13 protein-coding genes are annotated in these 17470 nt (G+C 38.7%); 7 read left to right on the top strand and 6 right to left on the bottom strand.

Annotated features, from left to right (window positions below):
* Nucleotides 1-209: 209 nt before the first annotated feature.
* The 5 genes from GVK91_RS04525 to GVK91_RS04505 all read right to left on the bottom strand — a co-directional run bounded on the left by GVK91_RS04525 (nucleotide 210) and on the right by GVK91_RS04505 (nucleotide 5264).
* Entirely contained in the window at nucleotides 210-899 is a 690-nt protein-coding gene (locus tag GVK91_RS04525; protein WP_153845688.1) for an SMUG2 DNA glycosylase family protein, read from the bottom strand.
* A gap of 103 nt (nucleotides 900-1002) precedes the next feature.
* Nucleotides 1003-1500 carry a peptidylprolyl isomerase gene (locus GVK91_RS04520; RefSeq protein WP_046672788.1) on the bottom strand — a complete coding sequence of 166 codons (498 nt, stop codon included), beginning with the start codon at nucleotides 1498-1500 and terminating at the stop codon, nucleotides 1003-1005.
* Nucleotides 1501-1537: 37 nt separating this feature from the next.
* Nucleotides 1538-3538: a thioredoxin domain-containing protein gene (locus GVK91_RS04515; RefSeq protein WP_153845687.1), complete on the bottom strand. Its 2001-nt coding sequence runs from the start codon at nucleotides 3536-3538 to the stop codon at nucleotides 1538-1540.
* A 76-nt stretch (nucleotides 3539-3614) separates the two neighbouring features.
* Nucleotides 3615-4337 (bottom strand): hypothetical protein, encoded by a 723-nt coding sequence (locus GVK91_RS04510; protein WP_153845686.1) that lies wholly within the window; start codon nucleotides 4335-4337, stop codon nucleotides 3615-3617.
* Nucleotides 4338-4439: 102 nt separating this feature from the next.
* Nucleotides 4440-5264: a hypothetical protein gene (locus GVK91_RS04505; RefSeq protein WP_153845685.1), complete on the bottom strand. Its 825-nt coding sequence runs from the start codon at nucleotides 5262-5264 to the stop codon at nucleotides 4440-4442.
* Between the two features lie 185 nt (nucleotides 5265-5449).
* On the opposite strand from GVK91_RS04505, the gene GVK91_RS04500 reads away from it, so the two are divergent.
* The 7 genes from GVK91_RS04500 to GVK91_RS04470 all read left to right on the top strand — a co-directional run bounded on the left by GVK91_RS04500 (nucleotide 5450) and on the right by GVK91_RS04470 (nucleotide 16543).
* Nucleotides 5450-6064 carry an RNA polymerase sigma-70 factor gene (locus GVK91_RS04500; protein ID WP_153845684.1) on the top strand — a complete coding sequence of 205 codons (615 nt, stop codon included), beginning with the start codon at nucleotides 5450-5452 and terminating at the stop codon, nucleotides 6062-6064.
* Between the two features lie 2 nt (nucleotides 6065-6066).
* Nucleotides 6067-7077 carry a FecR family protein gene (locus tag GVK91_RS04495; RefSeq protein ID WP_153845683.1) on the top strand — a complete coding sequence of 337 codons (1011 nt, stop codon included), beginning with the start codon at nucleotides 6067-6069 and terminating at the stop codon, nucleotides 7075-7077.
* Nucleotides 7078-7095: 18 nt separating this feature from the next.
* Nucleotides 7096-9666, top strand: coding sequence for a TonB-dependent receptor (locus GVK91_RS04490; RefSeq protein ID WP_153845682.1), 2571 nt, complete (start codon nucleotides 7096-7098; stop codon nucleotides 9664-9666).
* A gap of 5 nt (nucleotides 9667-9671) precedes the next feature.
* On the top strand, nucleotides 9672-10490 hold the full coding sequence (locus GVK91_RS04485) for a DUF4249 family protein (RefSeq protein WP_159727229.1): 819 nt from the start codon (nucleotides 9672-9674) through the stop codon (nucleotides 10488-10490).
* 98 nt (nucleotides 10491-10588) lie between these two features.
* On the top strand, nucleotides 10589-11287 hold the full coding sequence (locus GVK91_RS04480) for an AcvB/VirJ family lysyl-phosphatidylglycerol hydrolase (protein ID WP_153845680.1): 699 nt from the start codon (nucleotides 10589-10591) through the stop codon (nucleotides 11285-11287).
* Between the two features lie 67 nt (nucleotides 11288-11354).
* Entirely contained in the window at nucleotides 11355-13859 is a 2505-nt protein-coding gene (locus GVK91_RS04475; protein ID WP_153845679.1) for a DUF5686 and carboxypeptidase-like regulatory domain-containing protein, read from the top strand.
* 113 nt (nucleotides 13860-13972) lie between these two features.
* Nucleotides 13973-16543 carry a flippase-like domain-containing protein gene (locus tag GVK91_RS04470; protein WP_159727227.1) on the top strand — a complete coding sequence of 857 codons (2571 nt, stop codon included), beginning with the start codon at nucleotides 13973-13975 and terminating at the stop codon, nucleotides 16541-16543.
* 44 nt (nucleotides 16544-16587) lie between these two features.
* Here GVK91_RS04470 and GVK91_RS04465 read toward each other — a convergent pair whose 3' ends face one another.
* Entirely contained in the window at nucleotides 16588-17079 is a 492-nt protein-coding gene (locus GVK91_RS04465; protein WP_153845677.1) for a histidine phosphatase family protein, read from the bottom strand.
* Nucleotides 17080-17470: the final 391 nt, after the last annotated feature.

The following is a 17470-nucleotide window of genomic DNA, read 5'->3' as shown; positions in this document are numbered from 1 at the left end:
GCCCGATGAAGATTCGAATCATCGTCGAAGAAGAGTTGTACAAAACACGGACTTTTTGATGAAAAATAATAACCCGTAACACAGCGTTGATGCTACTTGGCGAATTTACAATCGGAGAATAAATAAAAACAAATATCCTCTTAATGGATGATCTATTTATTCACAAAATAGATGCTGCTTATAAGCTAATTAACATACTTATCCATATCTTATAAGCTATTTAATAATCGGATATAATTGTCAATATACATTAGTTTGTCTTTGGATTTATATTGTTGAATATAGCGGGGATGGTCGAGGACGGTCATTTTTCCAAACAACTTTTCTTCCTTGTTGATCTTGGCGAGAAAGGTTGCATTTTTCTTTCCGAGGACAAAGACCTCCTCTGTCACCAAGCTCATGGAAATGTGCTGTTTTAAGGAATCCAACATAAAGGGGCGGACCATGTCAAAAAGTTGCTTGTCGTCGTAATAGTTTGCATTGATCCAGTTGTTGGGTTTTGTTTCTCGGACAATCGCGAGGGGAAATGGCGAATTGATATAAAATTGTTTGTAGAAGATGTCTGGGCCGCCATAAGCTTCAATCATATCGTACATAAAAACCGAAGATATTTCATGGGTATGCGCAGAATGCATTTGTATGCCACATACACTGGATAGTCTTTTGGTATCGGTAAAAGGAACTCCCGTTACACCCGCCCCGTGTCTGCTCGGATTAATGCCGATAATGAATTTTCTAGTTAGATTATCATTGTAATATTTGTGGTAGAACTGTTCCATCACAACCAATGTCTCGGGGTTATCAAGGTAAGGGTTAATTACGTTGAATTCTGAGGGAAGACTTCCTTGATAATGAAGATGTTTATTGAATAAAACTACTTTTTCTGCAAATGTTAGCATCGTTTGTGTGTTTAAAAACAAAATACGATTTTTTAAAGAGGTAAAAAACAAAGCCGGGTGTCATTTGACACCCGGCTTTGTTTTTTTGTATCTTGAGTCAAGATTAGTGACCTTGCGTACCGTCTACACCATGTGAATGTCCGTGAGACAATTCTTCTTCAGTAGCAGGACGTACAGTTAAGATTTCGATATCGAAATTTAATGTTTTGCCAGCCATTGGGTGGTTTAAGTCAGCAACAACTACTTCTGGAGTAACCTCAGCTACTACAGCGCGGAATTGGTTTCCTTGGTTGTCTTGTAAAGGCAATACTTCTCCTACTGGAGGTAAACCTGTTTCTTTGAACATATCTACTGGCAATTGCGCGAATGCTCTGTCGTCTTTTTGACCGTAAGCATCATCCGGTGCCAATTCAAATGAAATTTTATCACCAACGTTTAAGTCTGCGATGTTTTCTTCAAATTTAGGTAACATCATACCTACACCATATAAGAAATCTAAAGGTTGTTCTGCAGTTGTTTCTTCAACGAAAACTTTTTCACCGTTTTCTACTGTGTGAAGTCTGTACGTCAATGCTACGACGTCGTTTGCTTTTATAGCCATCTGATTTTGATTTTTGGAAGCCCGAGGCTACCGTTTATTAAATATAATTTATTAACGCTTGTATTGAATCCTGTGGTAGACTGCAGGTCCTGTTTTTACAAAGATATGCTTTTGTCTCCTTTCCGACTCTATGTTCTAGCAATGGAAGATTTTCTTCTGTACCGCCAAGAACAATTTTATTCGGAATATAATAGTTGCCGAGTTCATTTTTGAAAGCCATCGCTTTATCCCCCGTCAATGCAATTTCATTGATTCCATATATTTCTTCTAGCAATAATATTGCCCAATTTGAATAGGCAGAGCCATAAGTCTTGATTTGCGGGAATACATTCGCCAGCAATTGGTCTGTAATGGCGATGTAATTTTCATCATCAAAAAGCAAACCTAATCGTTTCAATTGACGAACCATTGTCGACGAAGAGGAAGGTATTACATTATCCATAATCTCGCTTTTCCGTGCGATGAGTTCCTCAGCTTCCGACGATGTATAGTAGAATGTTTTTTGTGTTCCATCGTAAAACAATGCAATGGCCTTATCGGCTAGCTGTCGTGCTTTGGTTAACCAATTGAGCTCAAATGTCGCCTCATATAATGCAATAAAGGCTTCAATAGTGAATGCATAGTCATCTAAGAACCCTGCGATCGCTCTATTGTTATCTTTTGGTTGGTGCAATAACTGGAGATCGTCTTGAATAAGATGCGTACAGATAAACTGGGCATTGTTTAAAGCGAGTTCAAGGAAATGGCTGTTTCCAAGACTGTGATAAGCATCTATTAGTCCTTTTAGAAATAAAGCGTTCCAAGTGGTCAGCTGCTTATGGTCGAGCCCTGGACGTTCTCGTTTTTCCCGATAGTCGTATAATTTTTTCTTTGAAATTTTTAAAAAATCTGCCCATTCGTCAGCTGACATATTGACCTTTGTTGCTAACTGGTCTGCATTTATGGCGCAAATAGGAATATTGGTTTTTTCTTCTTCCCAGTTGCCAGCTTCGGTGATGTTAAAATATTGCCCGAGCAGGGCGGCATCGTTCCCCAGTACCTCGTTAAATTCAACTTTGGAGAAGGAATAGTATTTTCCTTCAATACCTTCACTATCTGCGTCTAAAGCACTATAAAAGCCATGGTTCGGCGCAAGCATTTTCCGTTCGGCCCAGACAACCGTTTCTTCGATAATCCGCTTATAGAATGGATCGCGGCTTTGTTGAAAGGCTTCGGCATATAGCGATAGTAATTGTCCGTTGTCGTAGAGCATTTTTTCGAAATGAGGAATATGCCAATAATGATCGACAGAATAGCGCGCAAAGCCACCGCCGATCTGGTCATATATACCACCCGATCCGATCTTTTTCAACGTAAAGTGAACATGATCCAATAGTTCCTGATCGTTGGCAAGCACACCATATTTTAGCAAAAATAACCAGTTGTTTGGTAGCGGAAATTTCGGTGCTTTTTGATAACCACCTTCTTTTTTATCGAACATCTCGGTCCAAGGGGCAACAATTTCATTTAAGTTGTCGATCGTGTATTGCTCTGGAATAGGGTGGATGGGAAGTTTCTCGGCCCTTTGAATACCATTGTTTAGTTTTTCTGCATAGTCAAATGCGACGTCGGGTTTCTCCGCCCACATTTGTGCAATTTGCAATAAGATATTTTGCCAGTCGTGCGGTTTGAAATAAGTACCACCGTAAATAGGTCTCCCATCTGGCAGGCAGATACAATTCAATGGCCAGCCCCCGGCATTGGTCATTAGTTGCACAGCAAGCATATACACTTGATCAATATCGGGGCGTTCTTCACGGTCGATTTTGATCGGTACGAAAAACCTATTCATGGTTTGGGCGATTGCTGAGTTTTCAAAACTTTCACGCTCCATTACATGGCACCAATGGCAAGCAGAGTAGCCAATGCTTACGATGATCAGTTTATTTTCGTCTTTTGCCTTTTTTAAAGCTTCCGGTCCCCAGGGCATCCACTCTACTGGATTGTGTGCGTGCTGTTTAAGGTAGGGTGAATTTTCAAATTGCAATTGATTCGCCATAAGACGAAGGTAGTGAAAATCTGCATCAACTCGTATTGCCTTGTAAAACAATGCTAGTTGATGCAGATTCTTTACATTAAAAGCGTTTAAATTGGCTTACTAATCGAACAAAACCGTCTTTTATACGGTGTTTTTTATTCTTTTCAGTATATCCATTGAGTTCAAACTCGGCTTCCAGTAAATAAAATCCTCCGTCGAGCTTTTCAAATTTTAAAATCGTGAACTTAGCATCATCTTGGATATTGTTATTCAATTGGGCCGGTCTTGTCATGGACCGATTGGGAATATACGAAAACATAGCTTCTTCAGATTTTGGAGAAATACTTAAAAATACTCCTGAAGTTTTATTTTCACGTCCATAATCTGTCATAAATTGCTGTGGTCCTCTTGTTAATTGAAATCCATTGATAGGTTGATACACTGTTGGTCCTTCTTGCAATTTCGCAATGTTGTATTTTTTAGTAAAACCAATCCTGACAAGCGCTTCGCCTAAAAATTCATAATTATATTCAACGAGCAAAGAATCTTTTTCGCCATACCACCAGGTGTTACCGCTGCTATAGGCAAAATGTCTATTGGGCAATTCCTGACTATATGGTTTTATGTTAATTTGCTTATTACTGAAGCCAGTGGCAAATCGATCATTAGAAGTATATTTTACGCCGTTAATTGTATATGAAATACTGTCGCTCAACATCAGTTGTTCTTTTGTATTGTTATCAGGCATAATTTCAGGTTGATCTTTTTTGCAGGAAATAAAGAAAAGACCGGTTACAGTCAATAAAAAAAATGATTTCATTAGTGTAAAATTAAATTTGAGGCTTTTATGAAAACTATAAAAATAGCAGTTAAAACTAGCGGGTTAAAATCCTTCTGTTTTTCTGAATATTAAAAATATGTTTTAATATTTAGGCTCTCCGATAATCATATAATGTTCAACATTATCTTTTGGATAACCTATTAAGGCTACAGCGGTGGATCGGTTTTCCCAGATTGCTAATGTAGTGGCGTTAAACCTATTTTTGAAAAGCATATTATACCTATCATCTAGTTCAGCTTGCCCATTATTCCCTGCAGAAAGTGAAGGGCTACTAAAGGTTTTACTTGCCACTTCTAGTAAATATTCTTTTTCTAGTGCTAATTTTGCTGGTTTATTTTCATAATAAAAATCTACAGTACTATAGGGATATTGTTTCTTTACATAAGTTTGATCAACGCGATAACCTTTGTAGGAGTAAGATTGCCCTACAATGCTGCTGCTAGGTGGATTTTCCCAATTGACATTAAAAAAATTTTTTCCGGGAACGGCTCTGATTGTAAGATCTGCTTTTTTGACTACCTTATTGTCTTTGTAAACCAATAAGTTAAATTTATATTCCCCAGGTTTGTCAAATGTGACACCGGTCATGGTACGAAAAGGATTAACGCCTGAACTGTAATGCATAATATCATCAATATGCCATACAATTGAATCGACAACCTCTTTATCCAATTGGAAAAAAGTGTAATGATCCGTATGCTCTTCTTTATCATAAACGCGGATTTCACCTTCTTCAAATACATTTATCACCCTATTGTCAGTCCAGACATCCATGTTTTTGGTTAATCTTGTTGTAAGAGATTCCTCTTCTGGTTTTATTACCTCTGGTTGTTCAGGATAATTTTCTTTGGCACATGAAGTGAAAATAAATAAAATTATACTTATAAAAAAGTGGTTTTTTAACATGTTTTTTGATTTTGCGTAAAAATAGAAAATTTATTTAAAAATCACTTAATTTCGTAGCGTTGTTGTTTGTTTTTGCGTTAAATGATTTTGGTGACTCATCGAGTTGTAAATTAACTAGATGCATAAAATCTCCATGAAATTTGATTATTTTTACATACGTTTATTATTAGCTTTACCGAAGTCCTATGTCAAATGACGTTGACCTGTTTAAGAAGATAGTCCAAAAAGATAGAAATGCTTTTGAAGCTATCTATAAGAGCCATTTCCGTAAATTGTATATCTTGTCTTTTCGGTATGTGCGAGAGGAGACAATCGCTGAGGAGCTCACCAACGACGTATTTATGATGTTATGGGAAAATGCGGGCAAATTGGCCATTAGTCAATCACTGGGAGCTTACCTATCACGCAGTGTTATCAACCTTTCGCTCACCTACCTTAAAAAGAATCAACGTTTATTGGAACGGAATAACGATTATAGCAAAGAACTGGATCTGACGGATGATGAAGATGAAATTGATCGCGCCGCACTTTACGAATCCAAGTTGTTGATGATCGAAAGTATACTGGAAGGGCTGCCGCCGCAGTGCCGAAAAATCGTTCTTATGAGTAAGTACGATAAGATGAAACAACAAGAAATCGCGGATCAATTGGGAATTTCAATAAAAACGGTTAAAAATCATTTGACCATTGCTTACGATAAAATTCGGGTCGCATTGGCCAAGCAAAAAACTTTTCTGTTGCTTTTAATCGGCTTTTTATTTTTTTCATTGGGACTTTTTGTCCAGTTTATTATCTTATAGTTATGGAAGAAAACAATACTTCAAGATTTATTCCTTATGACTTGATTCAGAAAGAGCTGGATGGGACTATTTCCGAAAGGGAAGGAGTGTTGCTTGGGCGTTGGATTTCGGAGGATGTAGCGAACCACGAGCTATACCATGAAGTTAGAAGTATAGCTGATGACCTTATAGCACTGGAATGCTATAAAAAGGTAGATTCCAGTAGCCAATGGGAAAAATTTAAAAATCAGTTGGATAAAACAGGGGATCAACAAGAAGCGGAGATCGAGACGCCTGTACGAGCAATCTGGAAACCCTGGATGAAATTTGTGGCTGCAGCCGTATTGTTCGTGGTCGGTTTTGCCGGTTACCTGAACTTTGACCGTTGGATGGGGTATGAAGTCCGATTATACGGATCGGTAACACAGCAGCCTACTGTACTTCCCGATGGTTCGATCATGATACTACAGGCCGGAGCCGAGGCGATGTTCAACAAAAGGACATTTCCACAGCAAAGAACTGTTGAGCTCAAAAAGGGAAAAGCGCTATTCGATGTCAAACATCAAACAGGAAACTCCTTTGTGGTTGATCTTGAACATAATTATGTGCGTGATATCGGCACTACCTTTGAAGTCAATTTACTGGAAGATGATGTCGAAGTCCTTGTTAAGGAGGGAAGTGTAGCCTTGAGCAGTGGAAAAGGAGATCATGCAAAAGAACTTGTTTTACAGAAAAATCAAAAGGGACTGTATAAAAGACAAACAGCGTCTTTATCTAAAATTGATCTGTTGGCAGATAATGATACTGATGTTGCACAAAAGTTGAGCTACTCAAATGTTCGGTTGGATAGTATCTGTACAGATCTAGAAAAGCATTTTCGGGCGAATATAACTGTCGTTGGAGATAGTTTAAAAGCACGCAAGCTAAGCATGTACTTTGATGGGCAAACGCTCAACGAGATTGTTCAGATTCTTTCCAAAACCTTAAATGTGAAGTGGAAAGCCGGTAAAAAAGGATATAGTATCTACGAATAGACTCTTCGCTTTGCTGATATGAAAGATAGGATTCTGTATCGTTTGCTCTTTTTCTGCTGGTTGGTTATAGCGATGTGTCCGAAAGCCATGGGACAGAACTCCCCTGCCGAATTACGGATCTCAATTGACACACATAACAAACAGATTCTTCAGATACTTGCTGAAATTCATAAAACATACGATATATCCATGTCTTATGACGAGCAGGTCTTTAATAAAAAGATTATTTATAGTCGATCGTTTGACAAATCCAGTCTGGAAGAGGTTCTAAATTATTTGCTGAAAGATTCCAATGTTGGATTTACAATGATCAATAGGGCGCTGATCTTCTATGAAGAAGATAAAACTTTTACCGTTAAGGGGCGTGTTGTGGACAGTTTAAGTGGCGAAAACCTAATTGGTGCCACCTTGTTGATCGCGGAGAAGGGTAAAAGTAGTTTAAGTAATAAATATGGGTTTTACTCACTGACATTACCACGGGGCGAATACAGTTGTTATGTAAGTTATCTGGGCTATAAGACAAGGTTGGTCTCATTAAATGCTGAGTTAGAAAATAATTACCTGGTCATTAAGCTCGCTCCAGTGGATTTTAATTTGAGTGAGGTGGTGGTTAATGTTGATTCTTCCTTCACAGCGCAGCACATGGGAAGTTTCACAGATAAGGTCAATTGGACCCAAGCACGAAGAAATGCCTTTTATAAAGGTGAGGCTGATATCATGAAGGTATTACAGATGCAAAATGGGATTAACGGATTAACAGAAGGCGGCAGCAATCTTTTCGTAAGGGGGAGCGGTAAAGACCAGAATCTTATCTTGCTTGATGAAGCTGTTGTTTATAATCCATCGCATCTATTCGGTTTAACCTCTGTGTTTAATTCGGACATTTTGAAGAATACGCAGCTTTATAAGGATGCTATCCCTGCAAATCTAGGGGGGCGTCTTTCTTCCATCATGGATATGAGTACCAGAGACGGCGATGCCAATGCTTTTCATGTTTTTGGTGGGTCAAGTCTATTGATTGCTCGGGTTGGTGCTGAGGGGCCATTTATAAAAAAGGGAAAAGGTGCTTTCATTGCCACTGCACGGGGAAGTATATTAAATGCTTTTAATACGGATTATCGCTTATTTAATGTCAAAGGTAAGTACAGTGACTATAACGTGAAGTTCAACTATACATTTGACGAGAAAAATCGGGTTTACCTTTCGGGGTACTATGGGCAGGATAAAGTTATTTCTCCGAATAGGAATACCAATCGTTGGGGTAACTGGACTTCTACTTTGCGATGGAACCATGTGCATAGTGACCGGTTGTTTATGAACCTTTCGGCTATATTCAGTGATTATCATAATAAATTGGATGTCAGTAAACCCGAATCGAGTGACAATCAAATCTGGTTGACACGGATACGTGACTTTAGTTTGAAATCCGATTTTACGTATTTTATGGGATTAGACCGCACCTTGGATTTTGGTCTTCAGGGAACCCTACATCGTTTTAATCCCGGGGAGATATCACCGATAAATTCAAATACGGAAGATAATATTTTTAGGGCGCAAGCTTATGATTATACGGGGTATGTTTCTTTTAATTGGAAGATCGATTCAGCCTTCCGGATTGTTGCGGGAATACGTGCGAATGCCTTTTTTAATGCCTCCTTTGGACGCTATTATTTATTGGAGGGCAGCTCGTATAAGCCGTTGTCGAACGATGCCGACAAGAAAAAGTCGTATTATGGTTTAGAGCCACGCCTGTCTTTGCAGTATAAAATGGGCAATGACTATGCTTTCAGACTGGCTTATAATCGGAGTTATCAATATTTGCAGTTATTACAGAATGATGAACTTGCTTTTTCCTCATTGGAAGCTTGGGTGCCGGCGGGATTAAATATTAAACCACAATATGTTGATGCTATTTCTTTTCGTATCAACAGATTATTGTATCATGGAAATATTGGATTGGAAGGGTATTGGAAGAAGATGGGCAATCAGGTCGAATTGATCGATCATGCGCAACTGATACTCAACCCGTTTATCGAAACACAGCTGCGCCAAGGAAAGGGGCATGCTTATGGGTTAGAATTATCTGTAAATCAGCGTATCGGTGAGTTTACGGGCAGTGTTTTCTATAGCTGGTCGAGATCTTTTCGTAAGATCAATGGCATCAATAAAGGAAAAGAGTATGCGGCTAATTTCGATATTCCACATGTGCTTAAGAGCAACTTGTCCTATGATTTGGGGAGGTCGGTGCATCTCAATGCTTTTTATACAATTCATACGGGAAGGCCTTTAACCTATCCAATAGGATTTATGGAATATGAGGGTATATATGTTCCGGTGTATTCAAGCCGTAATTCCCATCGTATGCCTACATTTAGTCGGTTTGATCTAAATTGCTCGGTAGATTTGGAAACGGTAAGGCAGCGAGAGCGAGGAAGAAGACATACCTTGAATTTTGGATTATATAATGTATTTGATCAGCGCAATCCACTTTATTATAGTTTCTCCGAAGATAGCAATGGGAATTTAGCTATTCAGAAAACGTCATTTTCTGGGCGAGTTCCCTCAATTAGTTACACAATGAGATTTTGATTGATATGAGATTCTTATTGATTATAGTTACTTGTTTCCTAGCGGTTTCTTGCCAGAAATCAGCTGTAGACGAAGGACAATCGTACGATATGATTGTTGAAGGCGGGATTAATACGATGTACAAAGAGCAGTATATCCAATTAAAGAAATTGGATGGGCTAAAGTCTAATTCAGGGACTATCGGGATTAGTGGAGCCACGGTACGTGTAACCAATGGTTCCAATATGATTGAATTCAATGATTTGGGTGAGGGGCTTTATTATGGTGAGCTGTTCAATCTGAGGGACACGGTAGGAAATGTATTTCAGCTTACGATCACTTTGAATGGGAAATTGTATGAAGCACAAGATCAATTGATACCTGTGGTACCTATTGAAAATGCCTTTCTACCGGTTGAAAAAAGTAATTTGAACAACAAGTGGACGGTAAAGGTTAATAAACATCTCTTCGGGATGCGAACCTCCAATAAATGGCTTATTATGCCGCAAAAGGATTTTTCTGAAGATAATATTTCTTCTTTTCGCTCTCCTTTTAGCTACAGTTATCGTTTGGGGGCACCCAATGTACTGAATAACTTACTTGGGAAGACATACAACTATGAAGTTTCGTTGAAGGACAGTTTAATCGTATCTAAGTTTTCTGAATCGCCACGTTACTCCCGTTTTATTTATAATCTATTTCAGGAGACAGAATGGAAAGGATTATTGTCTGCAGTACCTGCCAATGTTGAAGGTAATATTTCGAATAATGCCCTTGGCTTTTTTTATGTGATGGAAGGTGTGCGCAAATCTATTCCAATAAAGGACATTAGAACCAGTAAATAGTGCCTTAGGATTTCAAAGCGTATTTATTGATGAATCGTTCCAGGTGGTCAAAGACATTGTTATTATTCAAAGCAAATATTTACACATAATATATACACATGAACACTGCACATTATAAAGCAGATAGATTATTGCTATTTCTATTTTTCTGGTTATGTTTGGCCCTAAGACCAATACAGGCGGAAGTACTGCCAAATTACGTTATTCCACTTAAAGATACCAATAACAAACAAAAAACAATGCTTGTATTTATTACGGGCGATGGTGGTTATAATGATTTTAGTAAAAGCCTGTTATCTTACTTCTCACTCGATGGATATCCTCGTTTGGTCATCGATGCAAAAAAATATTTCTGGAAAAAGAAAACTCCGCAAGAAGCGGGAAGGGAATTCGAACGATATATTGACCATTTCAGGAAAGAATGGGACTGCGATCAAATTTATTTGATAGGACATTCATTTTCTGCCGGAGTATTACCTTTTGTTCTGAATAATTTCTCGGATCCGTTGAAAAAGTCAATCCGGCATGTTACTTATTTGTCGCCCGATCAGTATGCGAGTTTCGAGGTGACCGTATCGACTATGCTTAACTGGAAACAGAAGCCCAATGGCTACGAAGTACTAGCTGAAGTCTTGAAGCTAAAGCAATTCCCTTCGACTTATGTCTTTTGTAAAGAGGGCGAAGAAGATCTCGTGAAAATGTTTCGTAATGCGGGATTAAAGGTCGATGTACTAGCAGGGCCGCATAATTATAATCGTGATTTTAAGACTATTTATAACACAATTCGATTAAGATAGCAATCATATTAGGACTTTTTTATAAAAACCTTGTCATCCTACTGAATTTAGATGCAAGGTTTTTTTTATGCAATATCGTTTTTTATTGGTTTTATTGTTCTTTACTACTCGACTATTTGGACAAGGAGCTTCATTAACAGGGATTGTCCTCGATGCCTCAACGGCAAAACCTATACAAGGTGTTACTGTAAAGCTTTCCAATACGGCAAAATCTGTAGCAACAAATAAGGAGGGGCAGTTCCAGTTACCATCCGTGCCTGACAATTGGGAGTTACTATTTAGTGCCGTTGGCTATAAAAAACAGGTATTCCCGATGAGTGTCGCACAGGGCAAGAAAGTTCTTATTATCCGTTTGGAAGATGAACAACAAAGTCTCGATGAAGTTGTCGTGAATGCGCCTAAAAAAAGAAAATACACGAATAAACATAATCCAACAGTAGATTTAATCCGTAAAGTAATTGAAAAAAGAGATGAAAATAATGCGTTAAATGGAACAGCCGGTAGCTATCAAGAATATGAGAAGCTATCGATGTCCTTGTCTATCCAAAATCAAAAGGTGGATAAATCCCGCTTGCTCAAACGTTTCGGATTTTTAAAACAGGGGATGGATACGCTAAAATATCCCGGTAGGTCGCTGGTCCCGATATTTATGGATGAGAAAATTGGTCAGCGAAAATTGGATGCTCTTAAAGGTAACAGCTTTGTTTTACTGGGTGAGAATCAGTCGCGCGTAGATCAGTACCTGGATGAAGACGGTATTGATGAGTATTTGGATAAAATCTATGGTGAAACAAATATCTATGATACGGATGTCTCTATTGGGAATAGACGTTTTTTGAGCCCTATAGCGACGTTGGGACCTTCGTTTTATAAATATTACTTGGTTGATACCTTGAAGGATACTAAACCTTGGCATGCCAAAATACGCGTAGAGCCAAGGAATAGGGAGGATGCACTTTTTTCAGGCTTCATCTATATCCGCTTAGATGGGAGTTATGCATTGGATCAAGCAGAACTGACCATCAACGAAGCGACCAATATCAACTGGGTAAAGGGTTTAAATATTGTTTTGAATTATTCGGAAAATCAAGCGCATCGTTTTTTTCTGAGCAGGGGAGTACTGACGATAGACATGGGGATTTTTAAGGATGGTATGGGCTTGTTTGGGGAGAAAGTGACCAGCAGATCAGCTTCCAATGAAACACAGCTCGCTGTCAATGGTAAAGCATTGACACGGACAGGGCCACAGAATCCGAATGAGATTGACTGGAATCTTGCGAGACCTGAGAAACTGAGTAGGCTGGAAGAGCAGGCCTTTACGAATATTGATAGCTTAAAACAGTCAAAATCTTTTAAGAACTTGATGGCATTGGGCTCCTTTATCATGTCGGGGTACTATGGACGCGGTGTTATCGAAATAGGGCCAGTACCTTCATTTTATAGTTTTAACCCTGTAGAAGGAAGCCGATTTAAATTTGGTGGCAACACGACGGATATTTTTAGCAAGACATTGGTCCTGGATGGTTATGGTGCCTATGGTACAAAAGATAGGCAATGGAAATATAATATGGGGGCCACCTACTCCTTTAACGGAGAATCGGTCTACAAATTTCCTGTAAAGTTAGTCTCTGCAAAGGTTAGTAAAGAGGTGCAGGTGCCGGGACAGGATCTAAATTTTATTGATAATGACAATTTTTTGCTTTCATTCAGAAGAGGAGAAAATGACAAAATGTTTTATCTACAGCGGAGACAGATCGAATACTGGCAGGAATTTGAAAACCATCTATCCTTTAAAGTAGGGTTCTTTAATCAAATCCTTAGCCCAGGTGGTATATTGGAGTTTGACCGTCGAGCTTTTCGAAGAAGTAACGGCAATGAGCTGTGGACCTCTGCTTTCACCGGAGAAATTCGCTGGGCTCCGCATGAGAAATTATACCAAGGGAAACGCTATCGACGTATTATCAATACAGGTCAGCCTGTTTTTACCTTAGCCGCACAGGTTGGCGTGAAAGGTTTATTGGGTGGAGATTATAACTACCAACGTTTTATATTAAATGCCAATAAGCGATTTTTTGCGTCCCAATTTGGTTTTGCCGATATCGTATTTGAATCGGGCATCCAATTTGGAAAGGTTCCCTATCCGCTGATGATTATTCACCGGGCAAATCAAACCTATTCGTATCAGCTCAACTCATACAATTTGATGAATTCAATGGAATTTATGAGCGATAAGTATACGTCACTATTACTTCAACATTCATTTAATGGTTTTTTCCTGAATAAAGTTCCGCTTCTGAAAAAACTGGATCTCCGGGAGATTGCCTCTGTAAAAATGTTGTATGGAGCTGTCGATGCCTCCAATCGATACACGAAAAGTTTTGATGAATTACCTAAGGATCCTCGCGAACCGCAGCTGTTCTCCCTCAATAATGGAGCCTATATAGAAGGAAGTGTCGGCTTGAGTAATATCTTTAAAATTCTACGTGTCGATCTGGTTCGCCGTTTTACGTACCTGAATAATCCAGGTGTATCGCCATGGGGTGTCAGGGCAAAGATCGGTATTGATTTTTGATGCCTAAAAAAACAAATCGGATTGGGACTATTTTAAAGTAATGATGTCATTAGTAAAAGTGATTTAGAAAAACGAAATAATTGGGTTTGTCAATTTGAGAGGTAATTATGCTGATGAAAAACAAAATGTTGATCTGGAAATCCTTATTGGGCCTATTGGTCATTTTGGGTGCCGTATATTTTTTTGCAAATCAGAGACAGGAGCTGGCATCGTCGGTAGGGCTTATCCAGTCAAGTTCGTTGTTTTGGGTGGCAATCGGGATCGTGGTTTCTTTGGCATACATCGCCATGCAAGGTTTGGTCTATGTCTATAGTTTTAGGTCTTTGCAACAAAAGTTATCACTGGGTGGAGCTACCCGTTTATTTCTAAAGAGAAACTTTATCAGTGTCTTTCTTCCGGTAGGTGGATTTACCTCACTGGCTTTCTTTAAGAAAGAAGTTAATCAAGAGGGAATTGATGATGCAAACGCCAATCTTTCTTCTGTTATCTACGCAGTCATTAGCCTAGTGTCCTTATTTATACTCTGTCTTTTTGTTTTTCTGTTTGTAGGAATCGCAGGTCTTGATGTGCAGATCATTGGAATTATGCTTGTTTTTAGTGTTCTATTGCTGGGATTTGGCTGGTACTGCAGATCATTTTACCGTGGGGGAGTAGCATACAATTTTACAGTACGTCATTTCCCCTCAGTTGCAGGTACCTGGGATGAACTCCATAAAAAGGGTGTAGATTTTTGGGCTGTATTGCAAAGTCTCATTTGGGCGACAGTCATTGAGCTGGTAGGAATTTTACATATCTATATTGCAATGCTTGCTTTAGGCTTTGAAACATCTTTATTGGCCTGTACAGTAACCTATGCTGTCGGAACGTTGGTCTATTGTTTTTCACCATTGATGAAGGGGGTGGGACTGATCGAAGTGTCTATGGTTGTCATTCTGTGTAAGTTTGGCTACAGCGAAGAACAGGCTATTTCTATATCCCTTTTATATCGTTTATTTGAGTTTTGGGGTCCATTGGCATTGGGGGGAATTAGTTTCTTCGTGAATAAAAACAACATCTTTGTTCGGTTACTTCCATCTGTTTTTATTTTTGTGATGGGGCTTATTAATATCATCTCTGTCTTGACGCCGGCGATTCATAGCCGTGTCACGGCATTAAAGCAATTTATATCTTATGATGCTTTAAACTTTTCAAATGCAGCGGTACTTTTCTTCGGTATATTATTGGTGATGTGTTCGGGCTTTCTGTTGAAGGGGCTACGTATGGCTTGGTATGTTGCGGTTGCGCTATGTTCGCTTTCCATTGTTGCTAATCTTTCCAAAGGGCTGGATTTTGAAGAAGCCTGGTTCGCTTTTTTGGTGCTGTTGATGCTTCTTTATTCATCAAAACACTATTTTGTACAAAGTAATAGGAGATTCAGTTCCTTAAACCTCAGCTTGGTTTTGTGGCTTATCGGGGTTGTGCTGTTGTATGGAATTACTGGGTTTTATTTTCTGAATGCGAAGCATTTTAACATGGATTTTACCATTTTAAATGCGGTAAGCAGTACGCTGCACGGTTTTGTGCTACTTAATGGTGATGTTGCGGAACCTCAGACAACGATAGGACAGTATTTTTTGTATTCCATTAATTTTTTTAGTGTGATCAGTCTGTCTGCATTGTTCTACTGGATGGTCAATCCGTGTCAGTTAGCGGAAGAAGAGGTTGATGGGCAGATTGAAATTGCACAGCGCCTTTTGGAGCGTTATGGTAAATCACCTGTTGATTATTTTAAGACGTATGGGGATAAAGATCTTTTCTTTAATACGGAGCGGACCGGCTTTATTGCGTATAAAAAATGTTATGGTTTTGCTATGGTGCTCGAAGGACCCGTTTGTGAGGATACTGAAGATGCGATGAAAGAACTGATTAATGCATTTGAACGTTATTGTCGCAAATCGAGTTTAAAAACAGCCTATTACCGCGTTGATGGTAGACATCTAGGGGTTTTCAAGCAGTTGGGTAAAAAATCTTTTCTGATCGGAGAAGAGGCTATTGTCAATGTCGATAATTTTTCGCTGGAAGGAAAAAAACGTAAATCACTTCGAAATGCGGTGAATAGCATTGAAAAAAAAGGTTTTGTTTCGAATTTATATCGCGCACCGTTATCCAATGGTTTGCTTCAGAAACTGCAGGTTGTGTCGGATCATTGGTTGAGAGACATGAAGCGTTCAGAACGTGTTTTTTCTCAAGGCATGTTCGACGTTGGTAAGATTAAAAATAGCCATGTAATTACTTTGGAGGATAGCGAAGGGCGCATTTTGGCCTTTTTGAATATCATTCCCAATTATGCTCCAGACGAGGCGACGTATGATCTTATCCGTAAATTGCAAGATGCGCCAGGGGGAAATATGGATGTATTAATTATCCGTTTTTTAGCGTATTGCAAAGAGGAAGGTTATTCTTTTTTAAATATGGGACTGGCTCCTTTTTCGGGATTTGACAAGAAGAAAGGTCTTGTTGAACGTTTGATCAGTTTTCTATATGAAAATAATCCTTACTTCCGTCAACCAAAGGGCCTGAAAGAATTTAAGGAAAAATTTGATCCCTGTTGGGTCGAAAAATTTGTGGTGTATTCACATGATTTGGATTTGATTTCAGTGCCTTTGGTGATTGATAAGGCAATGAAATCAAATGCGGGTAAGTGATAAGCTGATCTTATCTTCAGATAAGTTTGTTCTTTGATAGAATTTTAATCAATTATTTGCACAAGATCGGCGCAATTGCCGCTGAGCATATGAAAGGTAAAGCCTGCATCGAGCTTGATCTCTGCGCAGGATGAGGTGCGTAAATAGGCCGCTTTTCGGGTTAGGTATTCCACTAGATCAGTCAATGTGGGATTGTGTCCGAAGAGCAGTACATGATTGATATGATCGGGGATCGTATTTATGATGGATAGCAAATGCTTGTATGTACATTCATAAATTGTTTCTTCAATTTGGATATCAAAAGAAGAAGAGCCCATGACATCTAGAAAAATACGTGTTGTTTGGAGTGCACGATTGGCTGGCGAACTAATCACGATACTGTTTTCATCTAGGGTCAATTTTGCCGATAGCTTAGCCGCGACTTGTTTTGCGTGTTGTATGCCGTCGGATGTAAGTGCGCGATCAAAATCGTTTATGCCCGGAATAGTTTCGGCTTTGGCATGTCGGATGATATAAAGTTTTTTACTGTTGTCCATGATTAAAACTTTTGATTCTTATACAATATAAATAATAACGCTTGTTGTTCCGGTTCATTGTGTTTGGGCAATGAGCAGGCTTGCGTATGAATACAAATAATAATACAGGAAGTTTTGAAAAGTATATACTCTATGAATAGTTTTTTTACCTCAAGTGATACGTTTAATATCGTATCAAAGCTAAAGCGTTGTGTTTTTTTTAATGTTTATAATGGCACAATGAAAGCCTTGATAACGAATTTTTTTAGGGTGATTTTGGGCCTTTGTTGTTTTAGTGATTTTAAAAAAATCGTTGTTTTATTTTAATAAAATTATGCTAATTTCGCAGCGAAAAACAATAATTTGTTTTATACATCTACTTGCCGTCAGCTTATTTTATTTTTTGAAAAAC

It is taken from the genome of Sphingobacterium sp. 18053 (assembly GCF_902706145.1).
GTDB classification, from domain to species: domain Bacteria; phylum Bacteroidota; class Bacteroidia; order Sphingobacteriales; family Sphingobacteriaceae; genus Sphingobacterium; species Sphingobacterium paramultivorum.
The sequence above is the reverse complement of the archived record's forward strand: the minus strand, read 5'-3'. Positions and strand labels throughout refer to the sequence as shown.

Excerpts from the sequence above, each read along its gene's own strand:
- GVK91_RS04525 (WP_153845688.1), bottom strand. The coding sequence starts at position 899 with ATGCTAACATTTGCAGAAAAAGTAGTTTTATTCAATAAACATCTTCAT.
- GVK91_RS04520 (WP_046672788.1), bottom strand. The coding sequence starts at position 1,500 with ATGGCTATAAAAGCAAACGACGTCGTAGCATTGACGTACAGACTTCAC.
- GVK91_RS04515 (WP_153845687.1), bottom strand. The coding sequence starts at position 3,538 with ATGGCGAATCAATTGCAATTTGAAAATTCACCCTACCTTAAACAGCAC.
- GVK91_RS04510 (WP_153845686.1), bottom strand. The coding sequence starts at position 4,337 with ATGAAATCATTTTTTTTATTGACTGTAACCGGTCTTTTCTTTATTTCC.
- GVK91_RS04505 (WP_153845685.1), bottom strand. The coding sequence starts at position 5,264 with ATGTTAAAAAACCACTTTTTTATAAGTATAATTTTATTTATTTTCACT.
- GVK91_RS04500 (WP_153845684.1), top strand. The coding sequence starts at position 5,450 with ATGTCAAATGACGTTGACCTGTTTAAGAAGATAGTCCAAAAAGATAGA.
- GVK91_RS04495 (WP_153845683.1), top strand. The coding sequence starts at position 6,067 with ATGGAAGAAAACAATACTTCAAGATTTATTCCTTATGACTTGATTCAG.
- GVK91_RS04490 (WP_153845682.1), top strand. The coding sequence starts at position 7,096 with ATGAAAGATAGGATTCTGTATCGTTTGCTCTTTTTCTGCTGGTTGGTT.
- GVK91_RS04485 (WP_159727229.1), top strand. The coding sequence starts at position 9,672 with ATGAGATTCTTATTGATTATAGTTACTTGTTTCCTAGCGGTTTCTTGC.
- GVK91_RS04480 (WP_153845680.1), top strand. The coding sequence starts at position 10,589 with ATGAACACTGCACATTATAAAGCAGATAGATTATTGCTATTTCTATTT.
- GVK91_RS04475 (WP_153845679.1), top strand. The coding sequence starts at position 11,355 with ATGCAATATCGTTTTTTATTGGTTTTATTGTTCTTTACTACTCGACTA.
- GVK91_RS04470 (WP_159727227.1), top strand. The coding sequence starts at position 13,973 with ATGAAAAACAAAATGTTGATCTGGAAATCCTTATTGGGCCTATTGGTC.
- GVK91_RS04465 (WP_153845677.1), bottom strand. The coding sequence starts at position 17,079 with ATGGACAACAGTAAAAAACTTTATATCATCCGACATGCCAAAGCCGAA.